We start from the raw sequence: 20,741 nt of genomic DNA, 5'->3' as shown, positions 1-20,741 counted from the left end.
ACGGGCCCTCGCTCGCCACGGGATGGGCCGAGATCTGCGGCTACCCCGTGGGCATCCTCGCCAACGCCCGCGGGATCCTGTTTTCCGAGGAGGCGCAGAAGGCCACGCAGTTCATCGAACTCGCCAACCGCTACGACCGGCCCCTCGTGTTCATGCACAACACGACCGGTTACATGGTCGGATCGGAGTACGAGCGCCGCGGGATGATCAAGCACGGCTCGATGATGATCAACGCCGTCGCTAACTCAACCGTCCCGCACATCTCCCTCATCACGGCCGCTTCGTACGGCGCGGGCAACTACGGGATGTGCGGGCGGGCCTTCGACCCGAGGTTCTTGTTCACCTGGCCGAGCGCGACGTGCGCCGTCATGGGCTCCGAACAGCTCGCCGAGGTCGTGACAACCGTCGCGGCAGGCGCCGCAGCAACACGCGGGACGCCCATCGAAGAGGCCGACCTCAAGGCGATGCGCGACTTCGCGGTCGCGCAGGTCGAGGAGCAATCGACCCCGCTGTTCCTGTCCGGGCTGCTCTACGACGACGGCGTGATCGACCCTCGGGACACGCGCGCCGTGCTCGGGCTTGCGTTGTCCGCGATCCACTCCGCACCCGTCGAGGGCACGGATTCCTTCGGCGTCTTCCGGATGTGAGGGGAGACATGAATGCAGACGAGAAGAGCGCAGTCGAGATGAGCCAAGAGAACCGAGACCGGGGCGCCGCACAGGGCGAGGCGACGGCGCCGTCCGCCGTCATCCGCCCGATCACGCGCGTGCTCGTCGCCAACCGCGGCGAGATCGCCCGCCGGATCATGCGCACCGCGACCGAGATGGGTATCGAGACAGTCGCGGTGTTCACCACCGCGGACTCCGACGCCCCGCACGCCACCGAGGCAGACCTCGCCGTCGAGCTCGCCGGCGACTCCCTCGCGGACACCTACCTCTCCGCCGAGGCCCTCGTCGACGCGGCCCTCGCCGCCGGCGCCGACGCCGTCCACCCGGGCTACGGTTTCCTCTCGGAGAATGCCGGCTTCGCGCGGGCCGTGGGCGCCGCCGGACTCGTATGGATCGGGCCCGACCCAGACGCGATCATCGCGATGGGATCGAAGATCGCGGCGAAGGAGCTGATGGCCGACGCCGGGGTCCCCATGCTCGCCGACCTCGACCCCGCGACCGTGGAGGAGCGGGAGTTCCCCGTACTGGTCAAGGCGTCCGCCGGGGGCGGCGGTCGCGGAATGCGCGTGGCCCGCAGCCGGTCCGAGCTCGCCGAACAGGTCGAGCGCGCCCGCGACGAGGCGCGCCACGCCTTCGGCGACGACGCCGTGTTCTGCGAGCGCTACCTCGAGCACGGGCACCACGTCGAGGTGCAGATCATGGCCGACCGTCACGGTGCGGTGTGGGCGGTGGGGGAGCGCGAATGTTCGATCCAGCGTCGCCACCAGAAGATCGTCGAGGAGGCGCCCTCGCCGCTCGTCGAACGCCAGCCGGAGATGCGCGAGGAATTGTTCGAGGCCGCGCGCTCGGCGGCCCTCGCCATCGGCTATGTCGGAGCCGGCACGGTCGAGTTCCTCGCCAACTGCGATGGAGAGTTCTTCTTCCTCGAGGTCAATACCCGCCTGCAGGTCGAGCATCCCGTGACCGAGGCGACGAGCGGGCTCGACCTCGTGCGACTCCAATTCGATGTCGCCGCTGGAGAGCCGCTACCTTCCGCCGGGCCGCCCAGGACGCGCGGGCACGCGATCGAGGCGCGCGTCTACGCCGAGATCCCCGCCGCCGACTACCGGCCCTCGGCGGGCACCCTGTACGCCTTGGACCTGCCGGGCGGGGACGTGCACCGCTTCCGTTCCCCGCGCGGGGAGCGCTCGTACCTGCGCCTCGACTCTGCGGCCGGCGAGCGCCCTCTCGCCGTCGGCACGGATTACGACCCGATGATTTCCAAGGTCATCGCCTACGCGCCCCGCCGCGCCGAGGCCGCCCGGCTGCTCGCGACGCGGCTGCGCGGAGCGCGCATCCACGGAATCGACACCAACCGCGACCAGCTCGTCCGGATCCTCTCCCACCCGGATTTCCTGGCGGGGACCGCGTCGACTGCGTTCCTCGCCGAGACCGGCGGGGACGTGCTCGCGCCTGTAGTCGAGGGCGCCGCGCTCGGGCGCTGCGCGCTGGCCGCGGCGCTCGCGGTCGAGGACGCCGAGGCGCGGGAGGAGAGCGGGCGGAGCGAGCTCGGCTCCGGCAATTCCATCGCCGCCGGGGACGGGGCCGGGGCCGGGGTTGGAATCTGCGGCCGAGCCGCAGCATCGCCCCTGCGCGGCTTCCGCAATGTCGGCGCAGCCGGCCGCAACGTCGACCTTCTCCCTACGGCCGGCCCCGACCGCCCGGCCGTGCGGATCGAGATTACCGACCGCCGTTCCGCCGCCGCGCCGTCCTTCGCGCGCACGGCCTCGTCCCGCTTCCCGGATGACGGCGAAGGTGCCGTTCCACCCTGGGGCGCCGCGATCGTCTCCGGCCGCGTGACGCTCGCCGAGAGCCCGGGTGAGCCCTCCGGCGGCCCCGAGGGCGAATCCGCCGGAGCGCTCGGCGACGACGCGCTCGCCGCGATCCTCGGCACCCAGGGCGCCGGGTGGGGAGGCGTCCGCGCCGAAGTCCTCGTCCGCGATTCCGCAGGGGTCGACCGCCGGTACGTCGTCACCTCGCGCCGCGCGGGCGCGGGTGCGGGGACGTCCGCCGTCATGGGCGATGCGAGCGGGTGGGAGATCGACGTGGAGGGGCCCGAGGGGGCGACGAGATTCGCGCTCGCCCCGCGCTTCCCCGATCCCGACGCCGCGGCCGGCGCGGGCTCGCTGCTCGCGCCGATGCCCGGGAGCATCGTCCGGATCGCCGTCGCCGAGGGAGACGACGTCGCCGAGGGGCAGCCGCTGCTCTGGCTCGAGGCGATGAAGATGGAGCACACCATCGCGGCGCCCGCGGCCGGGATCGTCGGCGAGCTCGGGGTCTCCGTGGGCGAGAAGGTCGACGCGGGCCGGGTGCTCGTGCGCATCGACGATCCCGGGAGCGGGCCCGAGGGCGGGGCCCCGGAAGAACGCCCAGGTAGCGCCGGCTAGCAGCGGCAATCCCCTCGACACCAGTAGATCCGGAAGGACCGCCACGATGGCAACCACCACAGACACCGCCACGACCGCAGGGAAAACGCCCGTCGGCAACCCCATCATCGACACCGAAGAACAAGCCCAACTCCGCGAGCTCGCCCGCGATATCGGCAGGAAGTTCGGCTTCGCCTACGTCGCCGAGGCCTCGCGCACGAACACCCCGACCACGGAGCTGTGGGCCGCGCTCTCGGACGCGGGACTCATAGGCCTCAACCTGCCGGAGGAATACGGCGGAGGGGGAGCGGGGCTCACCGAGCTGTGCATCGCGCAGGAGGAGCTCTCGGCACAGGGCGCGGGCGCACTCATGCTCGTCGTCTCCCCGGCGATCAACGGCTCGATCATCGCCCGCTATGGCACCGAGGAGCAGAAGCGCCGCTACCTCCCCGGGATCGCCTCGGGGGAGAAGGTCGCGGCCTTCGCGATAACCGAGCCGGACGCGGGCTCGAACTCCCACGCGATCACCACCACGGCCACCAAGGACGGGGACCACTTCGTGATCCGTGGGCAGAAGACCTTCATCTCCGGGGTCGACCAGGCCGAGTGGGTGCTCATCGTCGCGCGCCTCTCCGATGCCGGGACCGGGCGCCTCCAGCCCGCGCTGTTCATGGTCCCCACCGACACCCCCGGGTTCTCGGCGACTCCGATCGACATGGAGGTGCGCCTCCCCGAGCGCCAGTTCCACCTGTTCTTCGACGACCTCCGCGTGCCGGCCGAGGCGCTCGTCGGCGACGGGGATACCGCGCTCACGATGCTCTTCGCGGGTCTCAATCCCGAGCGGGTCATCGCCTCGGCGATGGCCATCGGCAACGCCCGCTACGCGCTCGACAAGGCCGCCACCTATGCCCGCGAGCGCGAGGTCTGGGGGCGGCCGATCGGCGCCCACCAGGGGCTCGCGCACCCACTCGCGCAGTGCAAGATCGAGCTCGAACTCGCCGCGCTGATGATGCGCAAGGCCGCCGCCCTCGTCGATGCCGGGCTCGATGCAGAGGCGGGCGAGGCCGCGAACATGGCGAAGTACGCCTCGGGCGAGATCTCCGCGAAGGCCGTCGACCAGGCGATCCAGACGCTCGGCGGAAGTGGGCTCACCACCGATGTCGGGCTCGCCTCGATGCTCGCCGCCTCCCGGCTGCCGCGCATCGCGCCGGTGAGCCGCGAGATGATCCTCAACTTCGTCGCCCAGCACAGCCTCGGCTTGCCGCGCAGCTACTGATCCGCTGCGCGAGGGACGAATCGAATCGGAAGGTCGAGCAATGGCACACGGAGAACGGCCCCAGGGCGACGCGCAGGTCGATCCGCACGGCGAACCCCACACGGATCCGCCGGGGGAGCGGCGCCTCGCCGACGCTGTCCGCTACCGCACCGAGGGCTTTGCCGCGCACGTCACCCTCGACACCCCGCACAACCGCAACGCGCTGTCCTCGGCGCTCCTGCGCGGGCTCGGCGAGGCACTCGACGCGGCGGAGGCGGACCCGGCCGTCCGGCTCGTCCTCCTCGGCCACACGGGCGGAACCTTCTGCGCCGGCGCCGACCTCACGGAGGCGAGCGGCGCGGACGGGGCGGATGGAGGTGATCCCGCGGCAGCCGTCGCCGCGCGGACCCGCGCATTCCTCGGGCTCGTCCGCAGGATCGTGACGGCGGAGGTCCCTGTCGCCGCCGTGGTCGACGGCCACGCCCGTGCGGGAGGAGTGGGCCTCGTGGCCGCGTGCGACTTCGCGATCGCCGGCCCGCACGCCACGTTCGGGATCTCCGAGGTCCGTCTCGGCCTCGCCCCCGCGATGATCTCCCTGGCCCTGCGTCACCGCATGGGCCCGCGCGCGCTGGCCCGCGCGGCTCTCACCGGCCGCACCTTCGGCGGCGCCGAGGCCGTCGCCTCGGGCCTGATCACCGAGTTCGTGGATGCGGCGGGCCCGGCAGCTTCGGCAGGCGCGGCAGGCCCCTCCGCGGCCGCGGACCCGCCGGACGGCCGCCCCTCCGACGCCCGCGAGGAGCTCGTCGGCGCCCTAGTACAGTCGCTGGGGAAAAGCTCGCCGGCGGGCCTCGCGGCGACCAAGGCGCTGCTCGCGGCGCCACTGCTCGCCGATCTCGACGCCGAGGGCGAGCGCGTCGCGGAGATCTCCGCCGAGATGTTCCTCGGCGAGGACGCCGCGGAGGGGGTCACGGCATTCCTGGAGAGGCGGAGTCCGGCATGGGTGAGCGAAGCGAAGCCCGCACCGTAGGCGGTGCGGTCGCGCGGGGAACGCAGGGGGCGCGGGCTCCGCAGTCTTCGCAGCCCGCGAATCCCGCGCCGTTCGCGCGCCCGGATGCCGAGGAGCGCTCGCCGAAGCAGGAGCGCAGCCGGATCACCCGTGACAGCCTCCTTTCGGCGACGATCGAGATGCTGGCCGGCAGCGGATGGCCTGTGACGACGGTCGGCGCCGTCGCCGAGCGGGCGGGCGTCTCGCGTGGCGCAGCACAGCACCACTTCCCGACCCGCGAGGACCTCATGATCGCCGCTCTCGAGGACATGGTGATCAAGCGCAGCGCGCAGCTCGACGAGACCTTCGGCACCGAGCGGCCGGACACCGAGCCGGAGCGCACGCGCTCTGTCGTCCGGCACATCTCCGAGCACTTCACCGGGGACCTCTTCAAGGCCGCCCTGCAGGTGTGGACAGCCGCCTCCGCCGACCCCGCGCTGCGTGCCCGGATCGTGCCGAGCGAGGCCCAACTCTCGCGCCATCTCTACGACCTCGTCGCCACGACGCTGCGGGCGGACATGTCCGATCAGCGGACGCGAAGGATGATCCGCGCGACCCTCGATCTCGCCCGCGGGCTCGGGCTCGCGGAGGTCCTCATCGACGACGCCGCGAGGCGCGTCGGGGAGCTCGATGCGTGGGCCGAGGAGCTGGTCACGATCAAGCGTCTGCCCTGAATCGCGCGCCGGAGCGCGCTCGGGGCACAATGGAGAACGCGCAGGTCCGACAGTCGGCGGCCGAGGGCGAAGGGGCCGCTTTTGACCTCCCAACTGCGCATTGACTACGCTTTTACATCGTGCTCGCAATATGCGAGCGGGACGAACGCGAATCTCAGTAGGCCAGCGAGAGCGGCCGAGTCATTCCGGCGCGCGCGGAAACCGGGAAAATTGGCGGTAGCGCGCAGCGGGTGGCGAGCGTTCGGTTCCGCGAACAATATTTGTGCCCCATCCTTGCGAACCGCGAGTCCGGCCGCCGAAATGGCGGTGGGAGTCGCGGGGCGCACAAGAGAAAGTCGGTTTATGCCAACTATCAATCAGCTGGTCCGCAAGGGCCGCCACGACAAGACCGGGAAGACCTCGACGGCTGCCCTCAAGGGCAGCCCGCAGCGTCGTGGCGTCTGCACCCGCGTGTACACGACCACCCCGAAGAAGCCGAACTCGGCTCTCCGTAAGGTCGCCCGTGTCCGTCTCACCACCGGCATCGAGGTCACGGCCTACATCCCCGGTGAGGGCCACAACCTGCAGGAGCACTCGATGGTGCTCGTTCGTGGTGGTCGAGTGAAGGACCTCCCGGGTGTCCGCTACAAGATCATCCGCGGCTCCCTCGATACGCAGGGCGTCAAGGACCGCAAGCAGGCACGCAGCCGCTACGGCGCGAAGAAGGAGAAGTAATGCCCCGTAAGGGTCCCGCCCCCAAGCGCCAGCTCATCAACGATCCGGTCTACGGTTCGACGCTGGTCACGCAGCTCGTCAACAAGATCCTCATCGACGGCAAGAAGACCACCGCCGAGCGGATCGTCTACTCGGCTCTCGAGCAGTGCCGCGAGAAGACCGGCACCGACCCGGTCATCACGCTGAAGAAGGCGCTCGACAACGTGCGCCCCGCCCTCGAGGTCCGCAGCCGCCGTGTCGGTGGCGCGACCTACCAGGTGCCGATCGAGGTCCGCCCGGGCCGCTCCACGACCCTCGCCATGCGCTGGCTCGTAACCTTCTCGCGTCAGCGTCGTGAGAACACGATGGTCGAGCGTCTCGCCAACGAGATCCTCGATGCCTCCAACGGCCTCGGTGGCGCCGTCAAGCGCCGCGAGGACACCCACAAGATGGCCGAGGCCAACCGCGCCTTCGCCCACTACCGTTGGTGATCACGCGATGATCCCGGGGGTCGACCACCGGAGCCCGCCCGCCCCAGGCGGCGCATGCGGCTTCGGAGGCCGGCCCTCGCGGTCCTTTTCCCGGCGGCCTCCGGCTGTCGGAACCGGGCGTGCGGCGGACGCCGCACACTGCGCCCGGCGGTGGAACGCCCATCGGTGTAAGTCTCCGATGCTGCACGTAGCGGAGCAAGGCAGTATTCTGTATGGCTGGGAGTTCCACAGCTCTCCGCCGTCACGAATACGGCTGTAGAGAACGGCAAAAGACCAACCGAGGCCCACGGCGCGCACGCTCGCCCAGAAGGCCTCGATGACCAGACACGATCGGGGTAATTCCGTGGCACAGGACGTGCTGACCGACCTGAACAAGGTCCGCAACATCGGCATCATGGCGCACATCGACGCCGGTAAGACCACTACCACCGAACGCATCCTGTTCTACACGGGTGTCAATCGGAAGATCGGCGAGACCCACGACGGCGCGTCGACGACTGACTGGATGGAGCAGGAGAAGGAGCGCGGCATCACCATCACGTCCGCCGCCGTGACCTGCTTCTGGGACGACAACCAGATCAACATCATCGACACCCCGGGTCACGTCGACTTCACCGTCGAGGTCGAGCGTTCGCTCCGCGTGCTCGATGGCGCCGTCGCCGTCTTCGACGGCAAGGAGGGCGTCGAGCCGCAGTCCGAGCAGGTCTGGCGCCAGGCCGAGAAGTACGACGTGCCGCGTATCTGCTTCGTCAACAAGATGGACAAGCTCGGTGCGGACTTCTACTACACCGTGCAGACCATCGTCGACCGCCTCGGTGCCAAGCCGCTGGTCATGCAGCTCCCGATCGGTGCCGAGGACGACTTCGACGGCGTCGTCGACCTCCTTACCATGAAGGCCATCACCTGGCGCGGCAAAGTCGAGATCGGCGCGGAGCCGACCTACGAGGAGATCCCCGAGGATCTCAAGGAGAAGGCGGAGCAGTACCGCGAGCAGCTCATCGAGACGGTTGCCGAGACCGACGAAACTCTCATGGAGAAGTACTTCGGCGGCGAGGAGCTCACCCTCGAGGAGATCAAGGCTGCGATCCGCAAGCTCACGGTCAACTCCGAGATCTACCCCGTGCTCTGTGGCTCGGCGTACAAGAACAAGGGCATCCAGCCCATGCTCGACGCCGTGATCGACTACCTCCCGACCCCACTCGACGTGGGCGAGGTGCACGGCCACAAGGTCGGCGACGAGGAGACCGAGCTCACCCGTAAGCCGTCCAAGGACGAGCCCTTCTCCGCGCTGGCGTTCAAGATCGCCTCGCACCCCTTCTTCGGCAAGCTCATCTACGCCCGCGTCTACTCGGGTCGAGTGGCGCCGGGTGCCCAGGTCCAGAACTCGACCAAGGGCAAGAAGGAGCGCATCGGCAAGCTCTTCCAGATGCACGCCAACAAGGAGAACCCGGTCGAAGAGGCCACCGCCGGCAACATCTACGCGTTCATTGGCCTCAAGGACGTCACCACGGGTGATACGCTCTGCGATCTCAACGAGCAGATCGTTCTCGAGTCGATGACCTTCCCGGACCCGGTCATCCACGTCTCCATCGAGCCGAAGACAAAGGCCGACCAGGAGAAGCTCTCCACCGCCATCCAGCGTCTCGTCGACGAGGATCCGACCTTCACGGTCCGCCTCGACGAGGAGACCGGCCAGACGGTCATCGGCGGCATGGGCGAGCTTCACCTCGACGTCTTCGTCGACCGGATGAAGCGCGAGTTCAAGGTCGAGGCCAACGTCGGTCAGCCGCAGGTGGCCTACCGCGAGACGCTCAAGGGCACAGTCGAGAAGTACGACTACACCCACAAGAAGCAGACCGGTGGTTCCGGCCAGTTCGCCAAGGTCCAGATCCGACTCGAGCCCCTCGAAGACGAGAAGATCGAAGAGGGCGAGACCTACGAGTTCGAGGACAAGGTCACCGGCGGTCGCGTGCCGAAGGAGTACATCCCTTCGGTCAACGCGGGCATCCAGGACGCCATGCAGTACGGCATCCTCGCCGGCTACCCGATGGTCAACGTCAAGGCGACCCTCCTCGACGGCCAGTACCACGAGGTCGACTCGTCCGAGATGGCGTTCAAGGTCGCCGGCTCCATGGCGTTCAAGGAAGCCGCTCGCCAGGCGAAGCCGGTCATTCTCGAGCCGCTCATGTCTGTCGAGGTCACGACTCCCGAGGACTACATGGGCGACGTCATCGGCGACGTCAACGCACGCCGCGGCCAGGTTCAGTCGATGGAGGAGCGCTCAGGCGCCCGCGTCGTCAAGGCCTTCGTGCCGCTTTCCGAAATGTTCGGCTACGTCGGTGACCTCCGGTCCCGCACGCAGGGCCGAGCCAACTACTCGATGGTCTTCGGTCACTACGCCGAGGTTCCGGCCGGTGTGGCCAAGGAGATCATCGCCAAGGCGACCGGGGAATAGTCCGGTAAGGGAGTTCTGTTTCCCGGGGGTGCGCTGCACCTTTTGGGGAACGGGCGCCCTACCGGCGGCCTTCGGTCGAAACCTCCGGGTGGCCGCCGGAACGTGCCGTCTGGCACAGTAAGTAAGAATCAGTACAAGCTGAACCGAGATGTGCTCACGAACCACGTGGGCCCAATCCAGTCCAGGAGGACAATCAAGTGGCGAAGGCGAAGTTCGAGCGGACGAAGCCGCACGTAAACATCGGCACCATTGGTCACGTCGACCACGGCAAGACCACCACGACCGCGGCCATCACCAAGGTGCTTGCAGACGCTTACCCCGATGAGAACTCGGCGTTCGCGTTTGACATGATCGACAAGGCGCCCGAGGAGAAGGCTCGTGGCATCACGATCAACATCTCCCACGTCGAGTACCAGACGCCCAAGCGTCACTACGCTCACGTCGACGCCCCGGGTCACGCCGACTACATCAAGAACATGATCACCGGTGCGGCCCAGATGGACGGCGCGATCCTCGTCGTGGCCGCCACCGACGGCCCGATGCCGCAGACCCGTGAGCACGTGCTGCTCGCGCGCCAGGTCGGCGTCCCCTACATCCTCGTTGCGCTCAACAAGTGCGACATGGTCGACGACGAGGATCTCCTCGAGCTCGTCGAGATGGAGGTCCGCGAGCTCCTCGGTTCGCAGGACTTCGACGAGGAGGCCCCGGTCGTCCAGATCTCGGCGCTCAAGGCGCTCGAGGGCGACGAGAAGTGGACCAAGTCCATCGTCGATCTCATGGAGGCCTGCGACGAGTCCATCCCGGACCCGGAGCGTGCCACCGATCAGCCCTTCCTCATGCCCGTCGAGGACGTCTTCACGATCACCGGTCGTGGCACCGTCGTCACCGGTCGTATCGAGCGTGGCCAGATCAACGTCAACGAGGATGTCGAGCTCATCGGCATCAAGGACAAGGCCACCAAGACCACCATCACGGGCATCGAGATGTTCCGTAAGCTCCTCGACTACGGCGAGGCCGGCGACAACGTTGGTCTCCTCGTGCGTGGTCTCAAGCGCGAAGAGGTCGAGCGCGGTCAGGTCGTCATCAAGCCCGGCGCCTACACCCCGCACACCAACTTCGAGGGCCAGGCCTACATCCTGTCCAAGGACGAGGGCGGCCGTCACACGCCGTTCTTCAACAACTACCGTCCGCAGTTCTACTTCCGTACGACTGACGTGACCGGCGTTGTTACCCTCCCCGAGGGCACCGAGATGGTCATGCCCGGCGACAACACCGAGATGAGCGTCGAGCTCATCCAGCCGGTCGCGATGGACGAGGGCCTGCGGTTCGCCATCCGTGAGGGTGGCCGTACCGTCGGCGCCGGCCAGGTCACGAAGATCATCAAGTAGCATCCGCTACTCGATGGCCTAGTGCCACCGGCCCCTCGGAGCCTCGAGAGTCCCCCTCCCGCACTGCGGGAGGGGGACTCTCTGCATTTGTCGAGGACGCCGAGAGTGTGGACCTTCTGTGTTCCGGCGATCGCGCTGCGAGTTCTTTCTCAAACGGGACTCTCTGCGTGGAACCCGAAGGGCGCCCGCATAGGATGTGATCTGTCGGCGAAGACGGTCGTGCGACTCGGGGAGGGCCTGTGGGAGATCTGCGCACGTGTGCGCGCCCGGCCCGCTGGCACGCCGCCTCGGGCACGGGCTTCGAGGCGGCCCCCGGCGTTGTCCTCCTCCTCTCTTGTCTTCTGACGGCGATCGCCGCACATACCTCGGCCGGCGGCGTCGCCCCCGGTCCTGCAGGACTGATGATCACCGTCCTCCTGCTCGTGCCCATCGCCGCCGCCGTCAACAGGTACTCGCAAGGGCCGCTCGCGCTCGCCTGCGCCGGCGTGCTCGGCCAGCTCGTCGCCCACGTATCGATGAGCCTCGTGACCCCGATGCACGCGAGGCACGGCGGCTCTTCCGGGGCAGCGATGGCGAGCGCGCCGGGCGCGGGCTCGCCCGCGTTGGTCCCCGGCGCCCACGGCGGCGGGGAGGCGGCGAGCGAGGCCATGGCGGCCCTCGCCGCCGGCGGCAGTGCAGGGCACGCCGCAGCGGGTGCTGATGGTGCGGTGCAGGCGATGCCCGTGCACCCTTCGCTTCTGGAGATGGCGGGCGGGCACCTCGTCCACATGGGCGTGCCCATGGCGGCGGCCCACTTCGGTGCGGCCGTGCTCATGGCGTTCCTCGTCCCGCTCGCGCTCGTCGGGCTCCGCCGAGCGGTGAGTCGCGCCCGCCGCATTCTCCTGCAGCTCTGGACGCCGACGACGCCGCTCGCCCGTACGGTGCCTGCGCGCCGTAGGCTCGTCGTCCCCGAACTTCCGTACCTTGCGGTACTCGGCGGCCGCGCGCCGCCCGCGCTCTCCTGACCCCACACACCCTCGCCGGGTCCCGGTCCAACGTCGGGCACCGGATCCCTTTGCGGCCGCGCCCTGCGCCGTCATCCGCTCCCGCATTTCGCGGGAGAGAGACGCGTGCGCCCGCGCCGATACGCCGTCGATGCCCGCGTGGCCTACCGCGCCGACTCCTTTACGGAGTCCGCGCAGAGGCCGCGCCGGCGGCCCGCGCCGATCGACGGCCGGCAGTGGCCAGCGCCGACGCGCCGTGGCGGTCGCCCTCTCAGGAGAATTCCATTGACGCACGACCTCTCCGCGCCGCCCGAGCGGCGCGACCAAGCCCCACCCAAAACTGAAACCGATGCCGCATCGCCGAAACCAGGGGACAGGGGAGCGGCGGACCCCGGCCGGTCCGCTGCCGCGTCCCTTCGCCGCCTCGCGCTGCGTGTCCACTTCTACGCCGGCGTGCTCGTCGGGCCCTTCCTCCTCGTCGCCGCGCTCACCGGCTTCTTCTACGCCCTCGCGCCGCAGGCGGAGAAGGTCGTCTACCACTCGTGGACCACGTCGCAGAGCGAGGAGATCAGGGTTCCGCTGGGAACCCAGATCGCCACGGCGGAGCGCGAGTTGCCCGACTTGTCGCTCTCCTCGGTGGTCGTCGGATCGCCGGGGCAGAACACGCGGGTGCTCTTCGACGATCCGCAGCTGCCTTCGAGCTCATATACCCGCGTGGTGTTCGTCGATCCCTCGACGGGCGATGTCCCGGCGGTGTCCGTGCAGTACGGCAGCGGGCAGGCGCTGCCGTTGCGCACCTGGCTGTCGGAGGTGCACCGCAGGCTGCACCTCGGCGAGCCCGGCCGGATCTACTCCGAACTCGCCGCCTCCTGGCTCGCGCCCATCGCGCTGTTCGGCCTCTACATTTGGTGGGATCGCCGTCGCCGATCGGGAGCGCCGCTGCTGTGGCTGCGCCGCGAGCGCTCGGGCGCGCGCTGGTGGGGCGGTCCCTCGCGCGCGGGACACCGTAATCGGCACGCTGTGCTCGGGGCTTGGATTGCCATTGCGCTCCTAGGTCTTTCGGCGACGGGTCTCACGTGGTCCCTGTTCGCGGGCGAAAACGTCTCCGGGCTGCGTGCGGCGGCCGGCTGGGAGACGCCGTCCCTCGGTGGCGGCGGAGAGCACGCGGGACACTCGACCGCCGCCGGCGCGGAGGCCTCGGGGAGCGACGGGCCGGATGCACAGGGCATGCAGGACGCGCAGGGCATGCAGGATATGGAAGGCGTGGACGGCATAAACATGCCCGGAATGGACATGCCGGGCATGGGCCACGAGCAAGCGATGGAACACCACCCCGCGATGCCCCCGGCGGACGCCCCTGCGACAGTGCTCCGATCGTCGCTCGAGGCCGGCCTCTCCCTTCCATTGCAGCTGACGCCGCCCGCCGCAGAAGGCGAAGCCTGGGACGTCGCCGAGACCCGCCGCTCGTACACGGCGGGACCGGACTCGGCGCGAATCGATCCCGCGACCGGCGGGGTGGTCGACCGCCTCGACTTCGCGGACTACCCGGCGGCCGCGAAGCTCGCCGACTGGGGAATCCGCGCGCACATGGGAATGCTGTTCGGCGTCGTCAACCAGCTTCTTCTGGCGGCGGTCGCCGCGTCGCTCTGCGTGGTGATCGTGCGGGGCTACGTCATGTGGTGGAAGCGCCGCCCAGGGGCAGGCCGCGCCTGGGGAGCGACGGAGACCCACCGGCCGCTACGGCTGGGCAGGGCACCCGCGCCGGGGGCCTTCGTCGCGCTCGCGCGCTCCCACCCGGTGCGGACCGGGATCGCGGCACTCCTCGTCGCGGCGATCGGGTACTTCGTTCCGCTGCTCGGGCTGAGTCTCGTCGCGTTCCTCGCGATCGACCTGGTCGTGAAGGGAGCGCGAAGGCTGGCCTCGAGCTGCCGGCTAGCTCGTGTTAACCGAACATGACGCCGTGCGCGGAGAGGAAATCCAGACGTTTCGTGGGCGCCTGAGGGGCGAAACAGTACGTCCATACTGTCGGAATCGTTCCGCTAAGGAACACGCTCAGGGCCTCGGCCCCACTCCAACGGAAGGAATCCCCATGGGTCTCGTGTCTGGTCTCGTCGGAATCGTCGGCGATCTGCTCCACCTCCTCCTCGGCGGCCTGTAGGCGTTTCGCCTCGCAGGTACCACCGGACCGCAAGGATCCGGATTCCATCGCGACACCATCGATCGCGGCACTGCGCCCGCCCCGAATTGTCGGGGCGGGCGCTCGGAGTTCCGCGTCCAGCGGGACCGGCGTCCGCCGCCCCGCGCCGAACCTACGAGCTCGACAGGTCCCGCGGGAGCTTCTCGGTCCGCACGAACACCTTCTGCGCGAGTGCCGGGGAGGAGAAGGACTCGGCAAGGACCTCGCCATTGACCAGCGCGGCACGCTCGAGCCGGTCGAGCGACACCGAGGGAGCGCAGAGCACCGAGATCTCCATTGTCGGGACGCCTTCGCGGTGGCGGACGCGATAGCCCGCCTTGTGTACGCCGTCGAGCTTCTCGAAGCTCTGTGCGGTGGCGCTGGCGACGGCGTGCACGTCCGAGGTGAGCTCTCCGTTCTCGTTCGCGCCCGCCATGACCCACGTGCCGATACCGCGGCGCGCGGACAGTCCGATGAGGGAGGCGAGCGCGATGATCGCCGAGATCGCACACGTGCTGCCGAGCGCCCACGGCCACCACGAGGCCTCGGGCCACGCTGTGATGTCGGGGACCCGTCCACCGGCGATGCGGTCGCGCATGGAGAAGAGGTCGAGGCGCCACGCGAGCACGAAGAGCCCGGCGAGCAGCACGACGAGCCCGAAGAAGAGCACCGTGAGGCGGGTGAGTGTCGAAGCCCTGGTGGTCATCGTCCCGTGATTCCTCTCATCTTGACGACGAGGGTCCGGTTCCCCTCGAGCGCTCCGACGATCGGCGCGATCTCCTGCCGGACGGCGAGCGCGACGTCCTCGGGATCCCTGCCGCCGGCGAAGACGGTGGACGTGATCTTCCGGCGGCCGACATAGGTCGTGGCGCCCGTGACACCTGAGACCCGTCCCGCCGCCTGTGAGCACAGCCGCGCCACCGAGGTAGGGCCGAGCCACAGCGCATTGTCGGTGCCGTAGCCAATGTGCGAGCGCGAGCGGGGGCGCAGCGCGGCGATGACCATGAGCAGCCCGATGAACGCCACGACGCCCGCGATCCACGAGAGCCAGCGCCAGTCGGCAGGGGCGTCGAGGCCCTTTTCGACCTGCGGGCCGAGCAGCGGCACCCAGTCCTCGCGGAGGGTCGCATACAGCTCGTAGCCGGCGAAGACGGCGAGTGCGAGCAGCACGAGGGAGAGGAGGACGAGCACGGGCCGGGCGGCCGGCGCCCGGCGCGGACGCTTCCCCTCGGCTGCCGCGTTCGGTGAATCGGCGAGCTGCTGGTTGGTGAGCACCGTCTTCGGCGCCTCGCGGCTGGCGGCGGGGTCGAGTTCGAACTCGCTCGCATCGGCCGCCGCGGGCTTCGGATCCGGATCGGGCGATGTGCTCATCGTGTCCTCCTCGGTTCGCTCGGGTGCCGCACCTGGGTCGCGGTGCGCGCCCGCTCCACGGTGGGGTGTGCCACGGGCTGACGGCGGGGTGCCGAAACCTTCTTGGCGACGAACACCGCGGGCTCCGCCGGGCGCTGCACGGCCAGCGGGCGGGGCGCGGAGACCTGCCGGACCCGCTCGGGCGCCGGGGCGGAGACATTCCGCACCGCCTCGGGCCGCGGCGCCGCGACGGACCGGACCCGCGCCGCGTCCGGTGCTGCGGGGACGCGCGGGGCGGCACGCTCGGCGACGCGCGGGTCCGCGATCGCGGGCGCGGCCGTGGGCTCCGGCGCGTGCGGATCGAGACCGGAGGCGACCTGGGGAGCGGGCAGCGGCAGATTGACTCTGTCGAGCGGCACATCGGAAGGGATCACGGCGCCGATGTGGACATCGGTCTGCACGCTGGAGGCCTGGGTGTGCTCGCGGAGAACGTGGCAGACCGTGTCCCGCACCGTCGCGGCGAGCTCGTCCACACGCACCGGCCACAGGCACGCGACGTGGACCTCGGCCGCGACCCGGTCGTGGCCGCGCGTCACCTCGACGCGCGGGTACGAGCGGCCGGTGATCCGGTTGAGGCCGGACGTGTGCTCGACGGAGCCGGACACGCCGAGCACCGCCTGCCGGACGATGGTCCGCAGTGCTCGTTCGGAGGCTTCCGTACTGCCGCGGGAATCGTCGCCGACGGTAGTGCCCGCGAGAGAGCCGCTATCCCCGTCCACGGCCGTGCCCGCGGAAGACTGCGGAGAGGTCGATGAGCCCGTCGACATGCGCGCCGGCTGCGCCGCCGATGGCGCCCAGCACGAGGGCGAAAAGGAACCCGACGAGTCCGCCGGCGATTCCCGCGATGGCGAGCAACAGCCCGATCACCGCGAATGCTGCGGTGTACTTCATGATGCCTCCTGGTGCCCTCGTGATCGACGAGGGAAGTGGTGGATGCCGAGTGGTCGATGCCGCTTCCGACGCTTCGGACTTCGGTGTTCGGTCGTTCTCTCGTGCGGTCTTGCTCTCCGGTGGCCTCAGCGCCGGCGCGTGATGAGCGTGAAGGCGACCGACGCCCCCACGGCCACGAGCCCTGCGGCGGCCGTCGCGATCACCGCGAGGGCCTGGTCCGCGGACTGCTGCGAGGCGCGCCGTGCCTCGGCCCTGTCGGGGGCCAGCCCGTGCTTGCGGTCGACCTCCTCGAGCGCGGCGATGAGCTCGTCCGCCGAGCCGCCGTGGTCCGGGTGGTGCGCGAGGACCGCGGCGCGCCTGTCCTTCTTGTACTGCATCGGATCCTTGGGCTCCCGCCGCTCAGCGCCCATCGCCGGACCCGCTCTCCTCGGCCGACGTCGCGTCGGATTCCGTGTCCGGCTCTTCTCCCGGCAGTTCGATGTCGCTGAACACGAGATCGAGCCGCCCGTCCCACTGCTCCGCGATGCGGGCGCGGATGTCCCGCTCGATGGCAGGAATGCTGCGGGACCCGTCTATGACGACGGACGCCGCGACCGCCCCGCCCCGCACGCTCGCGCGTCCCTGGGCCCGGGTGTCGCCGGCCTGCGGCGTCATACGCGATGCCGCGGTGAGGAACGCCGCCGCGTCGGTCCCCGAGAGGCGCGCGACGCCGGGCACCGAGAGGATCGCCGCCGTGGCGCGGTCCTCGGTCTCCGCGTTCTCCTGCGCCGGCGTGCGCACGCGGGAGACCGAGGTGGCGGTGGATACGTCGGATACGGCGAGGGTGCCCTGCTGTGCCGGGGTCACGACGCGACGGACCTGCGGCGCGCCGCCGCCGGGGCGGGGCGCCGCGGCGAGGTTCTGTGACTGGGTAGCCATGCGCATCGACCTACTGTGATCGGGGCCTGGGGGCGCCGGCGGTGCCGGGCCCCCGCCGACGGGGTGCGGAGCGTGCGTGCCGCGGGACTACTGCACGCGGGAGCGGGTCTCCGAGGAAGTGCCCTGGTCCTGCTCGTCCTCGTCCTCGTCGCCGGGGAGGAAGACGTCCGTGACCTCGATATTGACCTCGGTGACCTCGAGGCCCGTCATCCCCTCGACCGCCGCGATGATGTTCTGGCGGACGGCCTGGGCGAGCTCGTGGATGGCAACGCCGTACTCGGCGATGAGGCTCACGTCGATCGCGGCCTGGCGCTCGCCGACCTCGACGGACACGCCCTGGCTGACATTGGTGCGCGCGCCGGGGATGCGCTCGCGGAGGACGCCGACCATGCGGGCGGCGCCGCCGCCGACATCGTGAACGCCGCCGACCTCGCGGGTGGCGATGCCGGCAATCTTCGACACGACCACATCGGCGATCGTGGTGCCGCCCTTGGTGGTCTCGAGGGCGCCCGTGTCGGCGGACTTGCTGTCTGCCGCGGACGTGGACGTCGATGCGGACGAGGACGAGTTGGTGGCCATGAGTCGAACTCCTCGATGCTCGGCGTCGCGCTAGCGGCGCCTGATGGACAAGTGGTGATCGGTTAAACCGAGCCCCGCAAGACAATAAGGGTTGCGGCACTAGGCATTCCACTTCCGGAGTATAGAGAGGATCGGCATTGGCCAGCGGACACTCATGCGACCGTCTCGTGCGCCGTAACCCACTCGGCGCCCCTCGGCGTCTTCCTCCCTGCCTCGGCATGGAGCCTTAATAGAGACTACTGCCCCGCAGCGCGGTGCGTTGGCCGCTCGAGATGGGGGATGGGTCGGGACCTGTGGGGAGCCGTGGATGCGCGACCGGTTTCGGGGGCGCCGGAGTACTTCTCCACGGATTTGCCCGTGTTTTGGCCGTAGTGCATACTGGACCAGTTGCCTCGACATGGCGACCTCGAACGAATGCCCTCGGGCAGGGTTCGGGGCGTGATGGCGAGGCGAGCACGACCCGGGCAAACGGGTCTTTCGCGGGACACTCCGTTGGGATTCGTTTGCCAGAAAAGCGGAAGGGCGACACGCCCGACCGCGTGGACCAAGTCGTGACACATTCACAGCGGCAGCGGATCGGTTTCGGACCCGCTCGGACCAGGTTTCCCACGGGGAATCGTGTCCGGGAGGTTCTGCGTCGTCCGATGGGGAGACCCTCGCGGAGTGTGTTGTGCGAGGAGGTCCAGTCCACGACGAAGCACCGATGTACCTGGCTGGCGTTGTCGGGACGGGCGTTCACCGCCCGGCACCGGCCACGACATCAAGGACCGAATAACTGCTCCCGGGAACCCGGGGGTGGGGAGAAGAAGAGGACCAAGTGGCGGGACAGAAGATCCGCATCCGGCTCAAGGCCTACGACCACGAAGCCATCGACAAGTCCGCGCGCATCATCGTCGATGCCGTGACTCGTACCGGCGCAAACGTGGTCGGCCCGGTGCCGCTGCCCACCGAGAAGAACGTCTACTGTGTCATCCGCTCGCCGCACAAGTACAAGGACTCGCGCGAGCACTTCGAGATGCGCACGCACAAGCGACTGATCGACATCCTCGATCCGACGCCCAAGACCGTGGACGCGCTCATGCGAATCGACCTGCCGGGCAGCGTCGACGTGAACATCCAGTGATTTAGTCGCCGACCAATCTGTGCAGCGGAGAACGTGAACAATGAGTAATTCCGAGATCAAGGGGATCCTGGGCACCAAGCTCGGCATGACCCAGGTCTTCGATGACAACAACCGGGTCGTCCCGGTGACCGTCATCAAGGCCGGTCCGTGCGTGGTGACCAAGGTCCGCACCGAAGACATCGATGGCTACAACGCCATCCAGATCGCATTCGGCGCGATCGACCCGCGCCGGGTCAACAAGCCCGAGTCGGGCCAGTTCGAGAAGGCCGGGGTCACGCCCCGTCGCCATGTCACCGAGCTGCGTCTCCCGTCCGCCGAGGCCGCCTCGTCCTATGAGGTCGGCCAGGAGCTGGGTGTCGATATCTTCGACGGCATCGACTTCGTCGACGTCACCGGCACCTCCAAGGGCAAGGGCTACGCCGGCACGATGAAGCGCCACGGCTTCGCCGGCCAGGGCGCCTCGCACGGTAACCAGGCCACCCACCGCAAGCCGGGCTCCATCGGCGGCGCGTCCTTCCCGGGCCGCGTCTTCAAGGGCATGCGCATGTCCGGCCGTATGGGCAACGACCGCGTGACCACCCAGAACCTCAAGCTCCACAAGGTCGACGCCGAAGCCGGCGTCCTCCTCATCAAGGGAGCGATCCCGGGCCGCAACGGCGGCCTCGTGACGGTTCGCACCGCCGTGAAGGGTGGTGCCCACGCATGACCGCTACGGAGAACACCGTGAACCTTTCCCTCGACGTCCGCACCCCCGCCGGTAGCACCGACGGCAGCGTCGAGCTCCCCGCCGAGATCTTCGGCGTCGAGCCCAACCTGTCGCTCATGCACCAGGTCGTCGTCGCGCAGCTGGCTGCCGCCCGCCAGGGCACGCACGCCACGAAGACGCGCGGCGAGGTCGCCGGCGGCGGTCGCAAGCCGTTCCGCCAGAAGGGCACCGGCCGCGCCCGCCAGGGTTCGATCCGTGCGCCGCACTACGCCGGTGGTGGCATCGTCCACGGCCCGCAGCCGCGCAACTACGCGCAGCGCACGCCCAAGAAGATGATCGCCGCCGCTCTGCGCTCCGCGTTGAGCGACCGCGCCGCGAACGAGCGGGTCTTCGTGTTCACCGAGCTCGTCGAGGGCCAGACCCCGTCGACCTCCGGTGTGCGCAAGCTCCTCGCCTCGCTCTCCGACCGCAAGAAGACGCTCGCCGTCCTCGGTCGCGAGGACCTCGCCGCGTGGAAGTCCGTGGCGAACCTCGACAACGTCCACCCGATCGCGCCGGACCAGCTCAACACGTACGACGTCCTCAACGCGGACGATGTCGTGTTCACGGTCGAGGCTTTCCACGCCTACGTCGAGCAGGCCAAGCGTCAGCTCGCCGGCACGTCCGCCAAGGAGGCTGCCAAGTGAGCACCGTCGCCGACCCCCGGGACGTGATCCTCGCCCCGGTCGTCTCCGAGAAGGCCTACGGGCTGCTCGAGCAGAACGTCTACACGTTCCTCGTGTCCCCGTCTGCAAACAAGACCCAGATCAAGATCGCCATCGAAGAGATCTTCGGTGTCACGGTCTCGGCTGTGAATACCGCCAACCGCCAGGGCAAGCGCA

At 69.4% G+C, this 20,741-nt stretch carries 22 protein-coding genes; 15 read left to right on the top strand and 7 right to left on the bottom strand.

Annotation, left to right across the window (positions count from 1 at the left end):
- The 11 genes from V7E05_RS07510 to V7E05_RS07460 form a co-directional block, all read left to right on the top strand.
- A partial coding sequence (locus tag V7E05_RS07510; protein WP_333619047.1) for a carboxyl transferase domain-containing protein occupies nucleotides 1-647 on the top strand: 647 nt, incomplete at its 5' end.
- An 8-nt stretch (nucleotides 648-655) separates the two neighbouring features.
- Nucleotides 656-3,094 (top strand): acetyl/propionyl/methylcrotonyl-CoA carboxylase subunit alpha, encoded by a 2,439-nt coding sequence (locus V7E05_RS07505; RefSeq protein WP_333619046.1) that lies wholly within the window; start codon nucleotides 656-658, stop codon nucleotides 3,092-3,094.
- A gap of 46 nt (nucleotides 3,095-3,140) precedes the next feature.
- On the top strand, nucleotides 3,141-4,349 hold the full coding sequence (locus tag V7E05_RS07500) for an acyl-CoA dehydrogenase family protein (protein ID WP_333619045.1): 1,209 nt from the start codon (nucleotides 3,141-3,143) through the stop codon (nucleotides 4,347-4,349).
- A 40-nt stretch (nucleotides 4,350-4,389) separates the two neighbouring features.
- Nucleotides 4,390-5,355 (top strand): enoyl-CoA hydratase-related protein, encoded by a 966-nt coding sequence (locus V7E05_RS07495; protein ID WP_333619044.1) that lies wholly within the window; start codon nucleotides 4,390-4,392, stop codon nucleotides 5,353-5,355.
- A complete protein-coding gene (locus tag V7E05_RS07490; RefSeq protein WP_333619043.1) occupies nucleotides 5,325-6,047 on the top strand; it encodes a TetR/AcrR family transcriptional regulator in 723 nt (240 codons plus the stop codon). Before V7E05_RS07495 ends, V7E05_RS07490 begins: the two co-directional genes overlap by 31 nt.
- 342 nt (nucleotides 6,048-6,389) lie before the next feature.
- The gene (gene rpsL, locus V7E05_RS07485; protein ID WP_333619042.1) at nucleotides 6,390-6,761 is read left to right on the top strand and encodes a 30S ribosomal protein S12; all 372 of its coding nucleotides are present in this window, start codon (nucleotides 6,390-6,392) and stop codon (nucleotides 6,759-6,761) included.
- The gene (rpsG, locus tag V7E05_RS07480) at nucleotides 6,761-7,231 is read left to right on the top strand and encodes a 30S ribosomal protein S7 (protein WP_333619041.1); all 471 of its coding nucleotides are present in this window, start codon (nucleotides 6,761-6,763) and stop codon (nucleotides 7,229-7,231) included. The genes rpsL and rpsG overlap by 1 nt, the downstream gene beginning before the upstream one ends.
- 343 nt (nucleotides 7,232-7,574) lie before the next feature.
- Nucleotides 7,575-9,686, top strand: a complete 2,112-nt coding sequence (gene fusA, locus V7E05_RS07475) for an elongation factor G (protein ID WP_333619056.1) — start codon at nucleotides 7,575-7,577, stop codon at nucleotides 9,684-9,686.
- A gap of 197 nt (nucleotides 9,687-9,883) precedes the next feature.
- Nucleotides 9,884-11,074 (top strand): elongation factor Tu, encoded by a 1,191-nt coding sequence (gene tuf, locus V7E05_RS07470; protein ID WP_333619040.1) that lies wholly within the window; start codon nucleotides 9,884-9,886, stop codon nucleotides 11,072-11,074.
- A gap of 239 nt (nucleotides 11,075-11,313) precedes the next feature.
- Nucleotides 11,314-12,078 (top strand): hypothetical protein, encoded by a 765-nt coding sequence (locus V7E05_RS07465; RefSeq protein ID WP_333619039.1) that lies wholly within the window; start codon nucleotides 11,314-11,316, stop codon nucleotides 12,076-12,078.
- A 264-nt stretch (nucleotides 12,079-12,342) separates the two neighbouring features.
- Nucleotides 12,343-14,013 (top strand): PepSY-associated TM helix domain-containing protein, encoded by a 1,671-nt coding sequence (locus tag V7E05_RS07460; protein ID WP_333619038.1) that lies wholly within the window; start codon nucleotides 12,343-12,345, stop codon nucleotides 14,011-14,013.
- Between the two features lie 353 nt (nucleotides 14,014-14,366).
- On the opposite strand, the gene V7E05_RS07455 is transcribed toward V7E05_RS07460, so the two are convergent.
- From V7E05_RS07455 to V7E05_RS07425, 7 genes are all read right to left on the bottom strand, one after another.
- Nucleotides 14,367-14,939: a hypothetical protein gene (locus tag V7E05_RS07455; protein WP_333619037.1), complete on the bottom strand. Its 573-nt coding sequence runs from the start codon at nucleotides 14,937-14,939 to the stop codon at nucleotides 14,367-14,369.
- Complete coding sequence (locus V7E05_RS07450) at nucleotides 14,936-15,604, bottom strand: DUF6286 domain-containing protein (RefSeq protein ID WP_333619036.1); 669 nt, start codon at nucleotides 15,602-15,604, stop codon at nucleotides 14,936-14,938. The genes V7E05_RS07455 and V7E05_RS07450 overlap by 4 nt, the downstream gene beginning before the upstream one ends.
- Complete coding sequence (locus V7E05_RS07445; protein ID WP_333619035.1) at nucleotides 15,601-16,410, bottom strand: Asp23/Gls24 family envelope stress response protein; 810 nt, start codon at nucleotides 16,408-16,410, stop codon at nucleotides 15,601-15,603. The genes V7E05_RS07450 and V7E05_RS07445 overlap by 4 nt, the downstream gene beginning before the upstream one ends.
- Entirely contained in the window at nucleotides 16,349-16,534 is a 186-nt protein-coding gene (locus tag V7E05_RS07440) for a DUF2273 domain-containing protein (RefSeq protein ID WP_333619034.1), read from the bottom strand. Before V7E05_RS07440 ends, V7E05_RS07445 begins: the two co-directional genes overlap by 62 nt.
- Nucleotides 16,535-16,659: 125 nt before the next feature.
- Entirely contained in the window at nucleotides 16,660-16,911 is a 252-nt protein-coding gene (locus tag V7E05_RS07435) for a hypothetical protein (protein WP_333619033.1), read from the bottom strand.
- A gap of 22 nt (nucleotides 16,912-16,933) precedes the next feature.
- Nucleotides 16,934-17,452 carry a hypothetical protein gene (locus V7E05_RS07430; RefSeq protein ID WP_333619032.1) on the bottom strand — a complete coding sequence of 173 codons (519 nt, stop codon included), beginning with the start codon at nucleotides 17,450-17,452 and terminating at the stop codon, nucleotides 16,934-16,936.
- A gap of 87 nt (nucleotides 17,453-17,539) precedes the next feature.
- Entirely contained in the window at nucleotides 17,540-18,031 is a 492-nt protein-coding gene (locus V7E05_RS07425) for an Asp23/Gls24 family envelope stress response protein (protein ID WP_333619031.1), read from the bottom strand.
- 817 nt (nucleotides 18,032-18,848) lie between these two features.
- Here V7E05_RS07425 and rpsJ point away from each other — a divergent pair.
- The 4 genes from rpsJ to V7E05_RS07405 form a co-directional block, all read left to right on the top strand.
- A complete protein-coding gene (rpsJ, locus tag V7E05_RS07420; RefSeq protein WP_333619030.1) occupies nucleotides 18,849-19,154 on the top strand; it encodes a 30S ribosomal protein S10 in 306 nt (101 codons plus the stop codon).
- A gap of 40 nt (nucleotides 19,155-19,194) precedes the next feature.
- Complete coding sequence (rplC, locus tag V7E05_RS07415; RefSeq protein WP_333619029.1) at nucleotides 19,195-19,860, top strand: 50S ribosomal protein L3; 666 nt, start codon at nucleotides 19,195-19,197, stop codon at nucleotides 19,858-19,860.
- Nucleotides 19,857-20,546 (top strand): 50S ribosomal protein L4, encoded by a 690-nt coding sequence (gene rplD / locus V7E05_RS07410; RefSeq protein ID WP_333619028.1) that lies wholly within the window; start codon nucleotides 19,857-19,859, stop codon nucleotides 20,544-20,546. Before rplC ends, rplD begins: the two co-directional genes overlap by 4 nt.
- On the top strand, nucleotides 20,543-20,741 hold a 199-nt coding region (locus V7E05_RS07405), incomplete at its 3' end, for an uL23 family ribosomal protein (protein ID WP_333619027.1). The genes rplD and V7E05_RS07405, both read left to right, overlap by 4 nt.

The organism is Dietzia sp., from assembly GCF_036741115.1.
Taxonomy (GTDB): domain Bacteria; phylum Actinomycetota; class Actinomycetes; order Mycobacteriales; family Mycobacteriaceae; genus Dietzia.
This window is presented reverse-complemented; position numbering and strand designations above follow the sequence as displayed.